Annotated in this window: 13 protein-coding genes; 7 read left to right on the forward strand and 6 right to left on the reverse strand. The window is 63.4% G+C overall.

Annotation, left to right across the window (positions count from 1 at the left end; translation table 11 throughout):
- Positions 1–361 precede the first annotated feature (361 nt).
- On the reverse strand, positions 362–1,435 hold the full coding sequence (gene prfA, locus KF712_18965) for a peptide chain release factor 1 (protein ID MBX3743074.1): 1,074 nt from the start codon (positions 1,433–1,435) through the stop codon (positions 362–364).
- 165 nt (positions 1,436–1,600) lie between these two features.
- Here prfA and KF712_18970 point away from each other — a divergent pair, with 165 nt between their 5' ends.
- Entirely contained in the window at positions 1,601–2,185 is a 585-nt protein-coding gene (locus tag KF712_18970; GenBank protein ID MBX3743075.1) for an HD domain-containing protein, read from the forward strand.
- Between the two features lie 7 nt (positions 2,186–2,192).
- Here KF712_18970 and KF712_18975 read toward each other — a convergent pair whose 3' ends face one another.
- The 4 genes from KF712_18975 to KF712_18990 form a co-directional block, all read right to left on the reverse strand.
- Positions 2,193–6,713, reverse strand: a complete 4,521-nt coding sequence (locus KF712_18975) for a hypothetical protein (GenBank protein ID MBX3743076.1) — start codon at positions 6,711–6,713, stop codon at positions 2,193–2,195.
- A gap of 325 nt (positions 6,714–7,038) precedes the next feature.
- Positions 7,039–8,286 (reverse strand): polysaccharide pyruvyl transferase family protein, encoded by a 1,248-nt coding sequence (locus KF712_18980; GenBank protein MBX3743077.1) that lies wholly within the window; start codon positions 8,284–8,286, stop codon positions 7,039–7,041.
- A 14-nt stretch (positions 8,287–8,300) separates the two neighbouring features.
- Positions 8,301–9,935 carry an FAD-dependent oxidoreductase gene (locus tag KF712_18985; protein ID MBX3743078.1) on the reverse strand — a complete coding sequence of 545 codons (1,635 nt, stop codon included), beginning with the start codon at positions 9,933–9,935 and terminating at the stop codon, positions 8,301–8,303.
- Positions 9,932–10,759 carry a PEP-CTERM sorting domain-containing protein gene (locus tag KF712_18990; GenBank protein MBX3743079.1) on the reverse strand — a complete coding sequence of 276 codons (828 nt, stop codon included), beginning with the start codon at positions 10,757–10,759 and terminating at the stop codon, positions 9,932–9,934. The genes KF712_18985 and KF712_18990 overlap by 4 nt, the downstream gene beginning before the upstream one ends.
- A gap of 167 nt (positions 10,760–10,926) precedes the next feature.
- Here KF712_18990 and KF712_18995 point away from each other — a divergent pair, with 167 nt between their 5' ends.
- The 4 genes from KF712_18995 to KF712_19010 all read left to right on the forward strand — a co-directional run bounded on the left by KF712_18995 (position 10,927) and on the right by KF712_19010 (position 14,766).
- Positions 10,927–11,508: a sigma-70 family RNA polymerase sigma factor gene (locus tag KF712_18995; GenBank protein ID MBX3743080.1), complete on the forward strand. Its 582-nt coding sequence runs from the start codon at positions 10,927–10,929 to the stop codon at positions 11,506–11,508.
- Positions 11,505–13,112 carry a LamG domain-containing protein gene (locus tag KF712_19000; protein MBX3743081.1) on the forward strand — a complete coding sequence of 536 codons (1,608 nt, stop codon included), beginning with the start codon at positions 11,505–11,507 and terminating at the stop codon, positions 13,110–13,112. Before KF712_18995 ends, KF712_19000 begins: the two co-directional genes overlap by 4 nt.
- A gap of 44 nt (positions 13,113–13,156) precedes the next feature.
- Positions 13,157–14,080, forward strand: coding sequence for an SGNH/GDSL hydrolase family protein (locus tag KF712_19005; GenBank protein ID MBX3743082.1), 924 nt, complete (start codon positions 13,157–13,159; stop codon positions 14,078–14,080).
- A 119-nt stretch (positions 14,081–14,199) separates the two neighbouring features.
- On the forward strand, positions 14,200–14,766 hold the full coding sequence (locus tag KF712_19010; protein MBX3743083.1) for a type 1 glutamine amidotransferase: 567 nt from the start codon (positions 14,200–14,202) through the stop codon (positions 14,764–14,766).
- 362 nt (positions 14,767–15,128) lie between these two features.
- Here the strand turns inward: KF712_19010 and KF712_19015 are convergent, their stop codons facing one another.
- Entirely contained in the window at positions 15,129–15,362 is a 234-nt protein-coding gene (locus KF712_19015) for a hypothetical protein (protein MBX3743084.1), read from the reverse strand.
- A gap of 115 nt (positions 15,363–15,477) precedes the next feature.
- Between KF712_19015 and KF712_19020 the strand changes: the two genes are divergently transcribed.
- Together KF712_19020 and KF712_19025 are read left to right on the forward strand one after the other, a co-directional pair.
- Positions 15,478–16,374: a helix-turn-helix domain-containing protein gene (locus tag KF712_19020; GenBank protein MBX3743085.1), complete on the forward strand. Its 897-nt coding sequence runs from the start codon at positions 15,478–15,480 to the stop codon at positions 16,372–16,374.
- Positions 16,375–16,425: 51 nt separating this feature from the next.
- Positions 16,426–17,643: an MFS transporter gene (locus KF712_19025; GenBank protein MBX3743086.1), complete on the forward strand. Its 1,218-nt coding sequence runs from the start codon at positions 16,426–16,428 to the stop codon at positions 17,641–17,643.
- Positions 17,644–17,646: the final 3 nt, after the last annotated feature.

The following is a 17,646-nucleotide window of genomic DNA, read 5'->3' on the forward strand; positions in this document are numbered from 1 at the left end:
TGAAGAGGTTCTCGGAGTGATTGTCCGGACCCAACAACGTCACCGGGTGGTATGGACCGCAGGCCGAGTTCTCAAGGAGGAGGGTTCGTTGCACCGCATAGCGACCTCAAGCCCGGACCGCCGCCGGTCCGTCCTGCGTCGCATCCGGAACCTCCTGAAAGAACTGGAGCGTGAAGGGATGCTGTCCGCGCGGGAACCCCAATTCAACTTTGGGACAGGCAAGGAGGCCGCCTACGATTTCGTGGCGTAGCGAATCCCGTGAGAGATTCGGCAGGGCGGACAATCCCACACCCCTACCACACCGGTTCACCATGGGCTTCCCCCCAGCCGAAGGTCTCACGACCTTCGCTACCCTCAGGGGTTAAAGCCCCGCTTCCGCCAGACGATCCGCCATCTCCGCCTTCTGCAGTTCGTTGGTGAACTCGCTGAGATCCCCGGCGATCACACCCGTCAGGTTGTGCGAGGTGTGGCCGATGCGGTGGTCCGTGATCCGGCTCTGCGGAAAGTTGTAGGTGCGGATCTTCTCCGAGCGGTCGCCGGAGCCGATGAGCGAGCGACGGTGGGAGGAATACGCCTCCTGCTGCTCGCGCAGCTTCTGTTCGTAGAGTTTCGAGCGGAGGATCTGCAGCGCCATCTCCTTGTTCTTGATCTGGGAGCGGCCGTCCTCGCAGCGGACATAGATGCCGGTGGGGAGGTGGAATACCTGCACGGCGGACTCCGTCCGGTTCACGTGCTGTCCGCCCGCGCCACCCGCGCGGCAGACCTCGATCCGGAGATCCTCCTGCTTCAGCTCCACATCGACTTCCTCCGCCTCCGGTAGCACGGCGACGGTGACGGTGGACGTATGCACGCGGCCCTGTGTTTCCGTGGCGGGCACGCGCTGCACGCGGTGGACGCCGGATTCGTATTTCAAGTAGCGGAAAACCTGCTCGCCGGTGATTTTCAGGATCACTTCCTTGAAGCCGCCAACCTCGGATGGACTGCTTTCCAGATGCTCCGATTTCCAGCCCCGCCCGTCGGCATAGCGCTGGTACATCCGCATCAGTTCGGCGGCGAAGAGTGATGCCTCATCCCCACCGGCTCCGGCGCGGATCTCGATCAGCGCGTCGCGGTCCTCCGTAGGATCCGCGGGCAGCAGGGCATACTGGAGTTCCTCCGTGAGCTGTGTGATGAGCTGCTGCTGCGCGGGGATCTCCTCGGCGGCCATCCCGGCGAAGTCGGGGTCACCGGACTTCGCGAGATCCTCGTTGTCCGCGAGCTGCCGCCTGGTGTCCTCCAGCTTCTCCCACAGGTCGAGCGATGCCTTGAGGTTCCGGTGTTCCCGCAGGATCTCCGTCGCCCGCTTCGGGTTGTCGAACAGGTTCGGGTCGCCGATGGCTTCCTCGAGTCCGGCGAAGCGTTGGCGGCGTTTGGAAATGACGGCGGAGTAATCCATGGAAAGCGGGCGGGCGGCTAGATACGGGACATTCTCGCGCGGGTGGAGAAAAAAACGAGTTTTTGGGGGTGATGGGCGAGCAGGCCATTCTTCCGGTGATCCTCCATCTTGGGGAAGGTTCTGGACTGCCGGGAAAATCCCTGCCGTCCTTGCGGGCGCAGACCCATGCTGGAAACCGTCATCCCGTTCATCGTCGAGTGTGAGAAACTGAAATCCGTGCTCCGCCGCACGAAGGTGGTCGGCACGGACCGGAGGGAAAATTCCGCCGAACACAGTTGGAGCCTCGCGCTGTTGGCGATGGGGCTTTTCCCCCACATGCCCGCCTCGCTGGACCAGCTCCGGGTGCTGAAGATGGTCATCCTCCATGACATCGTGGAGATCGATGCCGGGGACACGTTCTGCTATGCCGCCCGACTGGACAAGGCGGAGTGCGAGCAGGCCGCGGCGGACCGCATCTTCGCCCTGCTACCTCCGGAACTTTGCCGTGAGTTCATGGACATCTGGCATGAGTTCGAGGCGGGGGAAACGCCCGAGGCCGCCTTTGCCAATGCCCTGGATCGCCTGCTGCCGCTCATCCAGAACCTCAACAACAACGGCCAGAGCTGGCGGGAGCACGGCGTCACTTGGAAGCAAGTGCACGAGCGCAATGTGGTGATAGCGAAAAGCTCGCCCACCCTCTGGCAGGAGGTGGAAGCCATGCTGCTGGAGGCCGCCGGAAAAGGTGTCCTCCCGCAGGGCGGGACGCTGTGACGGGGATTCAGTTCTTCGTCACTTTCAGCCTGAGGAATTGTTTTCCTGTGGATGACTGCGTTTCCGCGAGGCGGTAGGTGGTGGTGACAGTTCCGGCTTGCGGAGTGCTGGCGTGGAAAACCACTCCGTCCGTCCTCCAGCTTCCGGGGGAGAGATCAGGACTCCGCTCGACCTCGCAGGTGATTCCTGGCGGCGGAGGATCCGGCTGTGTGAAGGAAAACGTGGCATAGGTCTGTCCGCCGTCCTGGTGGGTTCCCTGGGTGAGCTTTCCGGAGAGGTTGGATGCACCTGCGGACAAGCCGAGGGCGTATTTCACCAGCAGCGGCGCGGAGCCGTCGGAAGGAATGGCGGTGGCATTGCCGGGTCCGCTTTCGTCCATCGGCAGTTGGTTTTCCAGCAGCCAGAGCTGGTAGCCGGTCGCAGTGCCCGGGGCGGCCACCGCCGGAGCGGATGGCATCGGGAACCGCGTGGCCCATGAGGAAAACTGGCCTGCGGGGGCGTTCCGCACCCGGTAGTGGTAGTGGACGCCGGGGAGGACGGACGTGTCGCTGTAGGCGGTGCCTCCGGATGGCAGTGTGTGCAGCGCAACCCAGTCTCCATGGACGGCTTTCCGCTCGATCTCAACCGTGTCGGAGTTCGCCGGGGCATCGAACCAGGAAAGCACGATGCCGGTGCCGGGAGTGGCAGTGGAAGTGAGGAAGCCCGGCCGCAGCGGTGCCGCGGCGACGGGAGGAGTGGTGGTGCGGATGAAGGCGGTGGGGGAACTGTTTCCTCCGGGATTCTCCGCGGTGATGCGGTATTCGTAGGAAGTGTCCGGCTGCGCGGTGGTGTCCGCATGGGAACCCGGGCCGGACGCGCTGAAGGTGGTCTCTGAACCATCATCTCCGCGCCGCTCGATCTGGTGGCCGGTCGCCATGGCCTGGGCATTCCAGTTGAGCGTCGCCCCGGTGGAGGCCGTGGAGGTGATGGTGAATCCCCCGGGTGTGACGGGCAGAGGCGGAGAGGTGAGGGCCACGTTCTCATAGACGCCCAACTGGTAGTCCACCACCGCGGAATCCGCGCAGTGGTAGATGCCCCAGTAGGCGGTGGCGGGGAATCCACTGATTGACTGGCTGGCGAGATGGGTCCAGTTGGTGCCATCGGTGGATACCTCGGAAACGAAAAGGTCCCCCATGCGCGTCAGGCGGACCCAGCATGCGATGATGGTGGCGTTCGTGTTGTTCGGCCATTCCGGTGCCGCCGGTGCCACGGTGGCTCCGCCGGTGGTGGTGCGGTGGAGAAACTTCGTGCCGAAGCCGGTGTTGGACGAGGAAAGGGTGACCGCCATCTGCGCGTTGGTCGTCAGGGCGGAGCGGACCATCACGCCGAACCGGGCGTTGTTCTGCGCGGGGTTGGAACCCCGCACCCGCATGACGAGGGAGCCGTCCCCCGTGCGCGTCTGGTGGATGAAATGGCCGCTTTCCGCGGTTCCTGCGGCGACGGGGGCGGTGCCGCCGATGATCGCGTCACCGATGGCTCCGTCCACGGTGACCGCGGGTGAGTTGTAGGTGATGGTGCCCAAGGTGGCGGAAGTCCACGGCGCGTCCAGCGGCGCTGCCGGATCCTCCATCAGGGCGGAGTGGGTGGTTTGCAGCCCCAGGCCCATGCCGCCGGTGGGATTGCTGAGGGTGACCTTGAACTGGCGGGGGAAACTCGGCGTCGTCAGCATGGGCACGTTGATGAACTTCGTGCCGGACTCCCCGTCCTGCCATGTCACGCTGCCGGTGGTCGCTGTGTAGTGGGTGCCCGCCGTGGCGGAGGAATTAGCCGTGGTGAAGGAGACGCTGGCCTGTCCATGGGAGCCGGAGCCGCGGGTGACGGGGATGAACGCCGTGCCGGTGGTCCGGTCATACTTCGCAAGGGCCTGCGTGAACTCGACGATCCCCGGGATCGGCTCGTGGAAAGCTTCGTTGGACGGGATGGAGTCCGCCGTGCCGAGCGCGGTGACGCGGTAGATGTAGATGCCCGCTTGATAGGCAGCGGTGGTATCCGTGTAGCGGGTGGTGTCCGCGGGGACCGTAGCGATGGTGGCGTAGGTGCCTGACTGGCCGCTTTTCCGCTCGATGCGGAAGCCGGTTTCATTGTCCGAGTTGTCGGCCCATGTCAGGGTGATGGTGGTCGCGGGCGTCACAGGCCCGCCCGTGAGGGCGATGTTGTCCAGACGGGCGCCGCTTCCCGCCGCGAAGCTGACGGTGAAGACGATGGCATCGCCGGGATTGAGCGTCACTCCGGGGATGGGCACGGAAAAGTCCCCGTAAGGCTGGGGATCGGTCGAGTCGATGGATGTCGGCAGGGCGAGCGGTGTGGGGGTGATGCCCACGGATGCCCCGCCGTTGACGGAATACGATACATTCAGTGCCGAACCCGCGCTGAGGGAGGTGGCATCCAGGAGGAGGGAGTCGAGCAGCCATGGGGTGGCTCCACCGTGGTTCACCGTGATGGTGAACGGCCCGGTCATGCGGAGGAATCCGTCGGACGTGTTGGGGGATTTGATCCTGCTGTCACCGTAGAACTTGTCGTCGCTGCCTCCGGATGAACGTGAGTCGGTGGACTTCGTGAGGGAGGCGGTGACACCGGCTGCGGTCTCTTCAGCGGCTTCTCCGGCGCTGGAATTGTTCTCGAACCGGTGGAATCCGGCGAGAACGGTGGGGAGGGACAACATCGCCTCGAGTTCCGACGGATTCGCGGGTCCGGCGAGTGTGGCGGCGGATGGAGTGATGGTGGCGGGGGATCCGATACTGAGATTATAGTAGGAACCTCCGGGGACGTTCTCCAGTTTGAGCGTCTTCACCAGATAGGTGAGCGGTGCTCCCTCAGGTGCCGCCGCATCGGCGTAGCCGGGGATGGCGAGGGGTTCCGCGGTCAGCCGGGTGAACGGGCCGTCCGGAGAGGGGCCGCGGTACACATGGTAACCCGCCGCTCCGGTTTCGGTGGAGGCGGCCCAGTTCAATGAGACTCCGCCGTTGGAACTGGTGGCGGTCAGGGATCGTGGTGGTTCCACCGTGTGCAGGCGCAGGGCGGGGTCGCCCATCAGCGAGATGTGCGCGTAGTTTCCGAAGGAAGCCTGCGGGGTGTAGTTGGTGCCGCCGGACAGGCCGGAGTTCATGGACGCGCGTGCCGCGTGGCCCCATGTCTCTCCCAGGCCGGGCTGGTGGGTGAACCAGTTGGGCCGGCCGCTCCAGAAGCACGTCAGCCCCAGTGACGTGCCCTCCGCATTCCCGCACAGGGCCGCGCGCATCAGGTTGTTGTCGGACGCCCAGTCCCCGAAGTAGCTGCCGAAAAGGGAGGTGAAGACGACGCGGCTCGCCTTCGTGCCGAAGTCCCGGGAGTTGCCGAAGTTGGAGGCGTTGTCATAGGAACCGCCGCCGCAACCGTAGCCGAAGAGGTAGTCCTTGCCGGAGGCGAAGGCCGGGGTGAACCACTGGTTGTTCCCAGGAGTGTCAACGACAGGGCCAACCGCCGTCAGCGCGGTTGCCCAGCCCTGGACGGCGAAGGCTTCGCTGTTGTTGAAATGCCCGAACCCGTCCCGGATGATGCTGCGCCGCGGGATGTCCGCGTAGGCTCCCGTCTTGTGCCGGAACTGGTGGGCCCGCTGGAGATAGCGGCGCAGCCGGGATGCTTCCGTGACCCCGCCGGACGGGGCGCGGTTCATGCCCGCCAGATCCACCCGGCCGAGTTCCAGTTCGATCGCGCTGGGGAAGGTGTTCTGGTCGAATTTTCCGTCGCCGGGCACGTTGTCGTTCCGGGTTCCGCTGGCGTTGGTGTTGTTCACCGTGGTGTCCGTCCAGTTCCCGTTCATGTCCCCGTAGTAGCCGTCGCTGGGCCATGCGCCCACGTGGTCGGGGGAGTGGCCGTCCGGGGCCATGTTTCCGGAGTAGGGAACCGGCACCCGTCCCAACAGATACAGCGACTTGGTGTTCACCGGATCCTCGTCGTAGGCCGCCTTGATCAGCGCCTTGGTGGAAATGGCGGTGCCGCTGCGGGGAGCGGTGATGGTGCGGACCGTCCATCCGTCGGCTGCCAGGTCGGCTTTCAGCAGGGAGATTTCGGCGGCCAGCGGGGTGATCATCGTGTCGTCGATCACCAGCAGCAGGATGCCCCGGGAATGAACCTCCGGAACCTTCACCCCGGCGGAGATGTATCCGATGGCGATGTTCGGAGATCCGCTGCTGAATCTTCTCTCCAGCCAGTATTCGTAGGATTCACCGAGGACGGCGGTGGTGTCCGTGTAGGATGTCTGCGTCGTTGTCAGGGTGGAAAGCAGCGTCCAGATATTCGAGCCCTTCGGGCGGCGGTGGATCCTCTGCGTGGTGACGGTGATGGGCGTCGTGCCGGTGACGGGTATCCGTACCGTCCAGGAAAGGGTGATGTGCGGGGCGGTGTCGGAGACGGTGGCCTGCAGGTCCACGGCGAAATCACGTGGTGTCGCGGCATGGGCGGACAAAGGTACAAGCGCGGCGGAAGCGACGAGCGCGGCAACGGGTTTCACGAAAATGACGGGTGGGTTTCCTAGAGAAATGGCAGGAGCCGGAAATTCTTCAAAGGAATTCCTCCGGGGTGATGGTCCCACTTTCGGAGGGCGGCGGAAGTCCATGGAAAACCGCAGCCGGTTCACCCGATGATCTCCATCAAATAGAAGAAACCGCAGATGGCCACAGATGAAAGAGATCCATTCCTACCTCTTTCCTATCTGCGTTCATCTGCGGTTCATTGCATCTCTTCATCCGAGGGAACACCGACGGGAAATCGCAGCCGGACCATCCTTTGGCATCCACCCCGCCGGAGCTCTCACGAGCTTCGCTATCCCGCGCAAATCACACGCTCTTCTTCAGGATCGCGACGGTTTCCTTCTGCCGTTGCACGACGTATTCACGGGCCTTGGCGGTCTTCTCCCTGGCTGCGGCGGGATCTTTCGCCATGGCCAGCACCGTCCCGACCAACCGCGAACGGTTCTCCTCGTCATCGAGATCGAACAACCAGTCACCCAGCCCGATCTGCTCCCACATGAAGCCCTTCGTCGTCTGTTCCACAAAGCGGCAGACGATCGCCGGTATGCCGTTGCCGACGCACATGATGGGCGTGTGCATCTCACTGCCGAAGTATCCGGCGGAGCGGGCATAGACGCTGAGCGCCTCATCCGTGAGCCAGAACTTGTCCCGCCACGCGACCCTCGGTTTCACCTCGTCCGGCAGGGGGTCGAAAAGCAGTTCCTTCCCTTCCTGCATCTGCGTGGAATCCTCCGGGCAGATCAGGACGTTCAGATCCGTCTCCTGGATGATCCGGATGATCGCCTCGCGCAGCAGCACATGGTCGTGCTCCTTCATCTTTTCGTTCTGTTCGTGCTTCGCGGGATTGAACTTGGTTCCGCGCTTGATGCGCCAGTAAGGGGCATTGCGGAGGTTCGGGATGCAGCAGAGGAACTTGCCCCCCTTCAGACCCTGGGCTTCCATGAACGCGATGGCCTTCCCGTCATTCCGGACATCACAGGCGAAGGCACCGTCCGGGCCGAACTCGATGATGGGTGACTTGACCCCGGCATCCTTCACCACCTGGAGGGACTTCGGGTCGCGCAGGAAGACGAAGGCGGCCGTGTCGAGGAGGGACTTGGTCCGCTCGTCCAGGCCGCTGTTGTTCATGATCTTCATCCCCGGGTCGCCGGCGGGGGCCATGGTGATGCCATAGACCCCGTAGGGCTTTTTCACCTCGTTCTTCCATATCTCCACATCGCGGTGGGCGGTGAGGTAGGGGCCGGAGCCGTGGAGCAGGAAGTCGCAGCCATCGATGATCTTGCGGTCCTTCGTGATGACCAGCTTCGGGAAACGCCGGAGAAGCATTTCCTCGACTCCATCCGCCACGCTCGACGGCCAGAGGATCACCTCCGCCTCGGGGAAGTAATTCTCCAGGATGGCCAGCACGCCCGGCGTGTGGGCGATGTCCCCGATGTTCACCGTCTGCCAGGAGGAACGGAGGACGATCTTCGGCGGGCGCTTGCCCTGCGCCACGGCAGGGATGGTGGCGAAGGCGGCGGCGAGGGCGGTGTGGAGGAAATGGCGGCGTTGCATGGCGGGCGGGGTTTTCAGAACTCGGTGGAGATTTCCTTGGGATGAAGCTCGGGGGCTCCGGGCTTGAAGTCGATGACCTGGTTTTGATTCCGGAGCTTTTCCTGGAGCGTGGGGATGGGGACGGACTGGACCGGCATGCCGCCCGCCGCAGCCATGGCGGCGGCGGTTCCGGCGGCGTGGCCTCCCATCATCCAGGTGCTTTCCACCCGGTAGGTGCAGTAGGCGACGTGGGAGAAACTGGCCGCGCCGGGAACCAGCAGGTTCGTGCATTCACCGGACTTCGGTGTGATGGCGCGGTAGGGGATCTGGTAGGCATGTCCGCGCCGCCAGATACGCCCTTCGTTCAGGAACTCCGTCGGGGAAACGGCCAGCCTGCGGACATGATGCGAGTCGATGAAATGACTGCCGATGGCGATGGCGTCCTCCTTCCGGCGGTCCTCCTGCACATCCTTCTGCGTGACGACGTAGGCGCCTTTCATCCGGCGGGCTTCCCGCACGTAGAGCTGGTAGGGCCAGTTGCCGTTGTCCGCGAACTCATCCTTGTGCAGGCCCCAGCGTGACGTTTCCGCGCGCAGGCTTTCCGGCACGCTGGCGTCCGTGGCGAGGAAATGGAAAAAACCCAGCGTGTAGTCCGTGTGGTCCGCCACGATGCGGTCGCGTCCGGCGTAGTCCGCATCCGGATATCCCTTCTGCCCCCCGAAGTGTCCGGTGGAAATGACGGCGGACTGGCGGTTGTTGACCTCCCACTTTTTCGGGTCCGGCCTTCCGCCTAGCAGGGCGACCAGTTCGTTGAGCGCGACCTTGCCACGGGAGGCCATCCGCTCGTGGATCCAGTTTTCCAGCAGGCGGTAGCGGGCACGGTCATAGTTCGCCGGAGCAGGGAGCGGGCGGCGGAAGGCGGGGTCGTCGGTGAAGCAGAGCCGCCAGTTGTAGTTCATCACCATCGGGTCCGCGGCTCCTTCGGTGAAGTCCTTCACCCAGCCGTCGATGCCGGGCAGCAGCTTGCCGTTTTCATCCACGGTGGCCGCCTTGCGGGTGGTCTTGTCGAAGCGGATACCGGCGGCCTCTTCCCCGTATTGTTCACGGGATTCGCGGCCGGAAGCATGGCCGACTCCGGAGCGGGCCATCAGATCGCCCTCGTAGCTGGCATCGATGAACACCTTCGCGGAAAAGGTGGAGCCGTTTTCCAGGGTGATCCTCCGGATGTCAGTGCCTTCCTTCTCCACGGTGGAGACACGGGAGCCGTAGCGGATCGGGATCTCCTCCTTCCCCAGCATGGAAAGGAAGGTTTTCTCGGCCACGGAAGACTCGAAGTAGAAGGCGGGTTCCTGCTTCCCGTAGTGCCTGCCCATGTTCTCATAGAACTCCAGCGAGATTCCGCCGAAGGTCCACTTCAGCATGTGCTCGGACTCCGCGGTGTTGATGCCGCTGGTGTTCAACCCGCCGACATGGCGGGTCGGCTCGATCAGCAGGACCTTCGCCCCCTCTCTCTTCGCCGCGATGGAGGCGGCGATACCGCAGGGAACGCCGCCATAGACCACCACGTCATACCGTTCCGCGGCATGTGATGTGGCCGGGAAGGCGCACCACCCCGCCACGCAGAGCATGGCGGTGCGGGCAAACTTCCGGCTCCCCGTGCTGGCTTTCATCCCTGGCGGCGTCTGCGGGTGGAGAAGGCGAAAAGACCGGCGGCGGCCAGCAGCGCGGACGATGGCTCAGGGACGACATCGAGCTGGAAATTGTCCACCTGGACTCCGAGGCGGGATCGCTCCGTATCCGTGCCGCTGCTCGTGCCGTTCTTGATGCCGTGGAATCCGTAGTAGGCGCCTGCCAGGGCGTCCGTGTCCGTGTAGGTGAAGGAATACGTGTTCGTCCCATCGGAAACTTCTCCGGTGAGAAGGACCGATGTGGCTGAAAGATAAGTGCCGGCCAAGGACATCGAGAGGGGGGTTGATGGGGAGAAGGTCGGTATGTTACCCGTGAATGCCGCCGCGAGGGAAGTGAAAGCAGTACCTGTTCCTTTCAACAGGCTGACCGTGCCAGCCATGAAGTCCAGGCTGACGCGGTACGCGTCCGAAGTATGGAGATTGCTCCCCGTGCCGGAGGCGACAAGGGCGAACCGCATGATGGTGGGGGCGGTTGTCGCTTCCGTATCCAGAAGATAGGGGAGAGCCGACGATGACACCGTGAAATCATTCGGTCCGGTGAGTGCGTGATCCACGCTCACATGGCCGTTCTGGGAAGCGGACAGCAGGATCTGCATCCTGCGGGCATCTCCAGAGCCGACGATGTTTGTCAGGCCCCCCACGCTTTGGGTGAAGAGGAAGGCGGCTGCGGTGGTCTTGCTGGTATCGGAAAAATTTTCGCTGAACGGGACGGTCACGGTCGCCGCATGGGCGGCAGCGGCGGAGAGAATGACGGAGGAGATCGTGCCAGCGAGAGAACGGGGAAGTGTGGATGGGGATTTCAACATCGGCTTGGTTGGTTCATCAGGGATAAGACCCTGCGGGAAGCGCGGGCTTCCGGATTTCCATGTCCCGGAAGGGGGGGATGTCTCCGGAAAGGTGAAATTTTTTCCGATCATCGGAAAAAAAGGGATCAGGGTGTGACATCTTCCCCTGATGGCACATCAATCAGATGGTGGCAGCGCCCGCTGACTCGATTCCCGATGACGAACCGGACCTGATCCGGAGGGCGCAACGTGGGGATCTCGCGGCGTTCGGCACCTTGGTGGGCCGTTATCAGGCGAGCATCCGTGCCTTCGCCGCCTTGCGCATGTCCGTGCGCTGCGAGGCGGAGGATCTGGCGCAGGAAACCTTTGTCATCGCCTGGCGGAAGCTCGCGGACTTCGATCCAGGGACCTCCCTCGGCGCATGGCTGCGCCGCATCGCCCATCATCTGGTGCGGAACCACCGCAGGAAATTCCGCGCGGAGGGGGTGGGCGGCTACCAGGAGCTTGAGATCCTCTGGCGCGGGCAGGAGAGGGACAGGCCGGGCGGACCGGAGGAACGGCTTGCCGCGTTGCGGGATTGCCTTTCCAGGATGGACGGCCCTTCCCGGGAGTTGCTGCACGACCGTTATCTGGAAGGGACCAGTGTCAGGGAACTGGCGGAGAGATCGGGAAAGGGATATTCCGCACTCACCACCCAGCTCTATCGCTTGCGCGAAGTGCTGGCCCTCTGCGTGGAAAATGAAATGGGAGTCAACTCCGGAACGTCATGAACACCGGCACTGAGAACGAATTCCGCGGTTTGATGATCCGGGCGCTGGAAGGCGGACTGGAAAGGGAGGAAATGTCCAGGCTCGCCACCCTGTGCAGGGAACATCCCGGGCTTGCCCGGATGTTCGGACGGCAGGTGGAGGTGGATCGTTTCCTGGAGATCGCGTTGAGGGATCTCACCGCTGGCACCGGCTTTTCCCGCAGCGTGATCCAGCGGATTGAAGATGAGCGGGAGGTGGGGGCGCCTTTCGTCGCTTCGGTGATGGACCGGGTGGAGCGGGTGTCGCGCCGGAAGACCCGGTGGCTGACGGCGGCGGTGGGGATCGCCGCGCTGCTCATTCTCTGGCTGGGACTTTCCCTCCATGGCCGCGGCACCGCCGCGAAGCTGCACCGCGGGGACTCCGCGAAGTGGATGGCGCCTCCGGCAGGGGAAGACCTGCGGGCGGGCATGCGGCTGCAACTGGACAGCGGTCTGGCGGAGATCCATTTCGCCACTGGCGCGGAAGTCATTCTGGAAGGTCCGGCGGATTTTGAAATCCGGGGGCGGGATGAGGGCTTCATCCATCAGGGCAGGGTCTCCGTGCGGATCCCGGAACAAGCCCGGCGATTCAGGCTGGGCAGTCCCGGAGGCAGCGTGGTGGATCCCGGAAAAGCCTTCGGCCTCCATGTCGCCGCGGACGGGGAGACGGAGGCGGAGGTATTCGAAGGAAAGATCCGGGTGCGTCCGCGCCATGGAAGTGGGGAAGTGATGCTGGGGACGAACGAAAAGTTCATCTCCAGCGGCAGAATCTGGTGGAAGAGCGGGGGGATCGATGCGAATGCGTTCGTCACCAGCATGCCACCGCAGGCACCGGGTGTTCCGGAGTATGCCCACTGGGCGCTGGATGAAGGGGCCGGAACCTCCACCAAGTCCCTCGGAAAACTGACGGCGGGCGATTTCCGCCCTGCGGAACTGAGGGACTTCGGAGGAATGCCGGGTGCCCTGCCAAAGTGGGTCGACGGACCTTATGGCAAGGCGCTTGCCTTTGATGGCCTGGGGAACGCGTTGGAAACCCACTTTCCCGGGGTGGTGGGGGACGCCGCGCGGACGGTGGCCTTCTGGCTCCGCCTGCCGGAGGACTTTGATTCGGAACAGGGATATGGGATCATCTCCTGGGGGGATCTGGCGGAGACGGGGAACGCATGGCAGATATCGGTCAATCCCTACATCCACGAAGGTCCGGTCGGCAGGCTGCGCGTCGGCATCTACCCGTCGCTGGTGACCGGTTCGACGGACCTGCGCGACGGCCGCTGGCATCACTGTGCGGTCGTTCTCTACAAGGACGAACGGAACGGCCACCGCATTCCCGCCCTGCTCTATGTGGATGGGAAGATGGAGGCGACGGCGTCGAAGGGGGTTGTCACCCGGATCCACACGAGTTCGGAGGAAGGGGCCCGCCCGGTGTGGATCGCCAGGAGTCTCCGGCACGAGGAGCCGAAGCGCAGCCGCGGCACCGGCTTCTTCCGCGGGGATCTGGATGAGATCTACATCTTCGATGGCGCGCTCAACCAAGGGCAGATTGAAAATCTCATGCGCTTCAATACGCTCTTCCCCAAGTCCTACTGACCGTTCCCCCTGCTTCCAAAGCTCTCCCATACCAGACAAGACCCATGAAATCCCTCGTCCCGCTTCTGTTCCTCTCCTTGGCCGCCCTCTGCCATGCCGGCGGTTTCAAGGAACTCGTCACCTTCGGCGACAGCCTCACCGACATGGGCAACCGGTCGGTGGGTCCGGATAAGAAAGATGTGAAATTCCGTCCGACCTGGGTCGCCCAGCTCGCCGGTCCGCAAATGCTGGACATTCCCGGCTTCAAACCCTCCGGCATGAATGGCTTCTACTTCGGCGGGACCAACTATGCCGTGGGGGGATCGACCAGCGGCTACGCCGCCGCCAAGGGCCGGGACCAGAATAAGGGCCAGAACCTCACGGTCCAGATCAGCAAGCGGTACCTCAACCCGGAATTCAACAAGGACGGGGTGAAGAAAGACGCGCTGCACATCGTCCGCATCGGCACCAATGATCTGATGGCGCTGGCGATCCAGCCGGAACAGATCGGCTCAGCCTGGACCACCCTCAGCCAGGAAGCGGCGAAGGTGGTGGTGGATGTGGAGGGACAGATTCAGGCCATGGCGGACGCGGGCGTGAAATACGTGATGTGGGGGAATCTCTCCGATGGCTCGAAATTCCCATCCCTCGTCCGCCGGGTGGCTATTCTCGGTGACATGGCGCCCATCGCCCTCAAGGCGGTTTCCGATGCTAGCAAAGCGTTCAATGCGGAGATGGATGCGGCCATCGTGAGGCTCCAGGCGAAGAACGCCGGGCTGAAGATCATCAAGCTGGACATGGACGCCATGTTCAATGAGGTCGAGGCGGATCCGGGGAAATTCGGCTTCGTCAGCGTGACGGAAGGTGCGAATGACAGCCGCCACCTTTTTTCCGCCGATGGCCTCCATCCCACCCCGGCCGGGCACAAGGCGCTCGCGGAATATGCCTTCCGCGTCATCTCAGACCCGAAGACACCGAAGCCAAACTGAATGCAAAGCATCCCCCGCGGCATGCACGATGCACCGGCTCCGGGATGGGAAAAGAAGGCAAGTCATTGTGGATGCTTGTCTGGCAGGCTGGGCATGGGAGCTGCGCCGGAGCTTCCACCATGAAAACGAAAAAGACGAAGTATGATCTCAGCGGAAAGCGGGTGGCGGTGCTGGCGACCGACGGATTCGAGCAGTCCGAGCTTTCAAAACCCGTCGGGGCGCTCCGGGAACACGGCGTGAAGGTGTCCATCATCAGTCCGTCGGGAGAACCCATCAAAGGATGGACCGATGACGACTGGGGGCACGAGATTACGGCGGACCTGGCCCTGGATGACGCCAGCCCGCTCGACTATGACGGACTTCTGCTGCCTGGTGGCGTCATCAATTCCGACGCACTCCGGCAGGAGGAACAGGCACGGGAGTTCGCCCGTCACTTTTTCGACGCCGGGAAACCCGTCTTCGCCATCTGCCATGGAGCGCAGCTCCTCATCGATGCCGGTCTGGTGGAGGGACGCCACATGACCTCCTACGCGGCTCTGGAAAAGGATCTCCGGAATGCCGGGGCGGACTGGGAGGATTCCGAGGTGGTGGTGGACAATGGATTCGTCACCTCCCGCAAGCCGGATGACCTGCCCGCGTTCTGTGCGAAGATGTGCGAGGAACTCGCCGAGGGCATCCACGCATGATCCACGGTCGGCCCCCTACGCGATCGCGTGGGAATTACTCCTTCACGGGATTGTGGGGACCCGCTATCAAATGTTCACTCAAGCCGCAACCGGCCGCTGACGCCGTTCTGTTATCCGGGGGGAAGACAGAATGGCGAGGCACCGGTTGCGGCTTTTTTTGGTGATGCCATAGATGCGGCGCGCATGCAGGCAGGGATGCCATTCCATGGCGTCCGGCTGGGAGATCCACCATCATCGCCCGATCCCATTCCATCCTGGGGCCCATAAAGCCATCTTCGGACAGGGGCGTGATGATTCCTGTATCGCGGGTTTTTCAGCCGCCCCACCGGGTGCCATTGGAATGGCGATCCCTAGCCAACCGTTCAACGGAACAGGAAATATAGCGCCAGCACGAAGAACCCGAACCAGACCGACGCGACGTGGGCGACTCCGAAGGATCTCGCGCCGGGCGTTTCCGCAGGATCGTCACGGTGCGGCCCGAACAGGATATTGAACTTCACCAGCATCCAGACGCCGAAGATGGACCAGGCGACGAGGAAAAGGGCGAGGAAGGTTTTGATGAGGATGATCATCGGGAACAGGGCGATTTTCGCCACGCATGCCATTGATGTCCAGCCAGCGGGACTCCGGGGACCGGCAGGTGGGAAGAATAGGGGCTTGTACAGATGATAGGACTCGATTCCCTGTGGAGAAAGGTGCCAGATCATCGTCATGAATCGCCGCGAGGTGCCGAGGATCGGGATGATTTCCTATGGTGAGGATCGTCTGCGGGAGGGTGGATTCGTGACCCTGCCGCTGAACGAATCCTTCACCATCGATCCCACACGGCTGCGCCCGCATTATCATGACTTTTTCCAGGTTTCGCTGCTGCTAGGGGACGGTTCGCTCATGCATGACTTCCGCGAGTCTGAGGCCAGCGGTGCGACTCTCTTTTTCCTGAGTCCCGGCCAAGTGCACACCATCGTCCCGCGGCCGCGCATGTCGGGAACCATCGTCTCCTTCACCCGTGAGTTTCTCGAGGAAGGGGTGGAGGACGGTTTCCTGATGAATCTCCCATTCTTTTTCACGACGGAACAGGCACCTTGGTTGCGGCTGGCCGACGACCGCCTGCCATGGGTGGAGGGTGTTTTCCGTGAACTGCAGGAAGAATACGATGCCGCACCGCAGGGATTCGCGGAGGTAGCCCGCTGCCTGCTTCGCGTCCTGTTCGTGAAGGTCGCACGGTGGTATGGGGTGGAAAGTCCGGTCATGGCGCGTGGCAGGCAGGCCGTCCTGGTCCGGCGCTTCCGGCAGGAACTGGAGGCTCATCACCACGAATGGCAGACGCTGGACCACTACGCGAAGGCGCTGGGAGTGACCACCAACCACCTCCATGATGCGGTGAGAGTGGAAACGGGGCAGTCCGCCGGGGAGCACCTCAGGGAGCGGCGGCTGCTCGATGCCAAGCGCCAGCTCCTCCACTCCACCATGAGCGTCTCCGAGGTGGGCTACGGGCTGGGTTTCGCGGATCCATCGTATTTCAGCCGCTTCTTCAAACGCAGTGAAGGGATGAGCCCGGCGGAGTTCCGGAAGAAGATCCGAGAAAAATACCAGAAAGACCACGGTTAGCACCGGCCCCTTGGATTGAGCGGGGGAAGGGGCGGGAGCACCTTCGCGGGCATGGAAGACTCAACGGCCATTCCGGAGGCCACACCGCGGGCGAACTCCCATGAGACGGTGTTCGCCCTGTTGTTCGCGATCAGTTTCTCACACCTGCTCAATGACACGATCCAGGCGCTGATTCCGTCCATTTATCCCATCCTCAAGCACGACTACGCCCTGACGTTCACGCAACTGGGCCTCATCACCTTCGCCTTCCAGCTCACCGCATCCCTGCTCCAGCCGGTGGTCGGCCTGGTCACGGACCGGCGGCCGATGCCCTATTCGCTGCCTGTCGGGATGGGCATGACCTTGCTGGGGCTGGTTGCGCTGGCCTACGCCGGGAGCTTCCACTCCATCCTCATCTCCGCCGCGCTGGTGGGCGGTGGCTCGGCCATTTTCCACCCGGAGGCGTCCCGCATCGCGCACATGGCGGCGGGCAGGCGGCGTGGCTTCGCCCAGTCCCTGTTCCAGGTGGGCGGAAATGCGGGCAGCGCCATTGGCCCCTTGCTGGCGGCATGGATCATCGTCCCGCACGGGCAGAAGTCGCTGGTCGTCTTCTCCGCCATCGCCCTGCTGGGTGTGCTGGTGCTGTGGCAGATCGGGAAATGGCAGAGCGCCAACCTGCACCGCATCCACCGCAAGCCGAAGGCCGCGGGTGCCGCCGTGAGTCCGGTGAGCCGGAACCGCGTGATCCTCGCCATGAGCGTGCTGGTGGTGCTGGTGTTCTCGAAGTATGTCTATCTGTCCTCGCTCACCAGCTACTACACCTTCTACCTGATCGACCGTTTCCATGTCTCCGTGCAGAGCGCGCAGATGCACCTGTTCCTGCTGCTGTTCGCGGTGGCGGTGGGCACCATCGTCGGTGGTCCGGTGGGGGACCGCATCGGCCGCAAGCGGGTGATCTGGGGTTCCATCCTCGGTGTCGCCCCGTTCTCGCTGGCCCTGCCCCACGTGAACCTCCTCACCACCGGCATCCTGAGCGTCTTCATCGGCCTCATCCTGGCGTCCGCTTTTTCCGCGATTCTGGTCTATGCCCAGGAGCTGCTTCCGGGAAAGGTGGGGATGGTCGCGGGCCTGTTCTTCGGGCTGGCCTTCGGCATCGCCGGCATCGGCTCCGCCGTGCTGGGAAAAGTGGCGGACATCCACGGCATCAACTTCGTCTTCCAGATCTGCGCGTTCCTGCCGCTGCTGGGCCTGGCGACGGTGCTACTGCCGGATGTCGAGGTGGAGAAATAGAGG

It is taken from the genome of Akkermansiaceae bacterium (assembly GCA_019634595.1).
Lineage (GTDB): Bacteria > Verrucomicrobiota > Verrucomicrobiia > Verrucomicrobiales > Akkermansiaceae > Luteolibacter.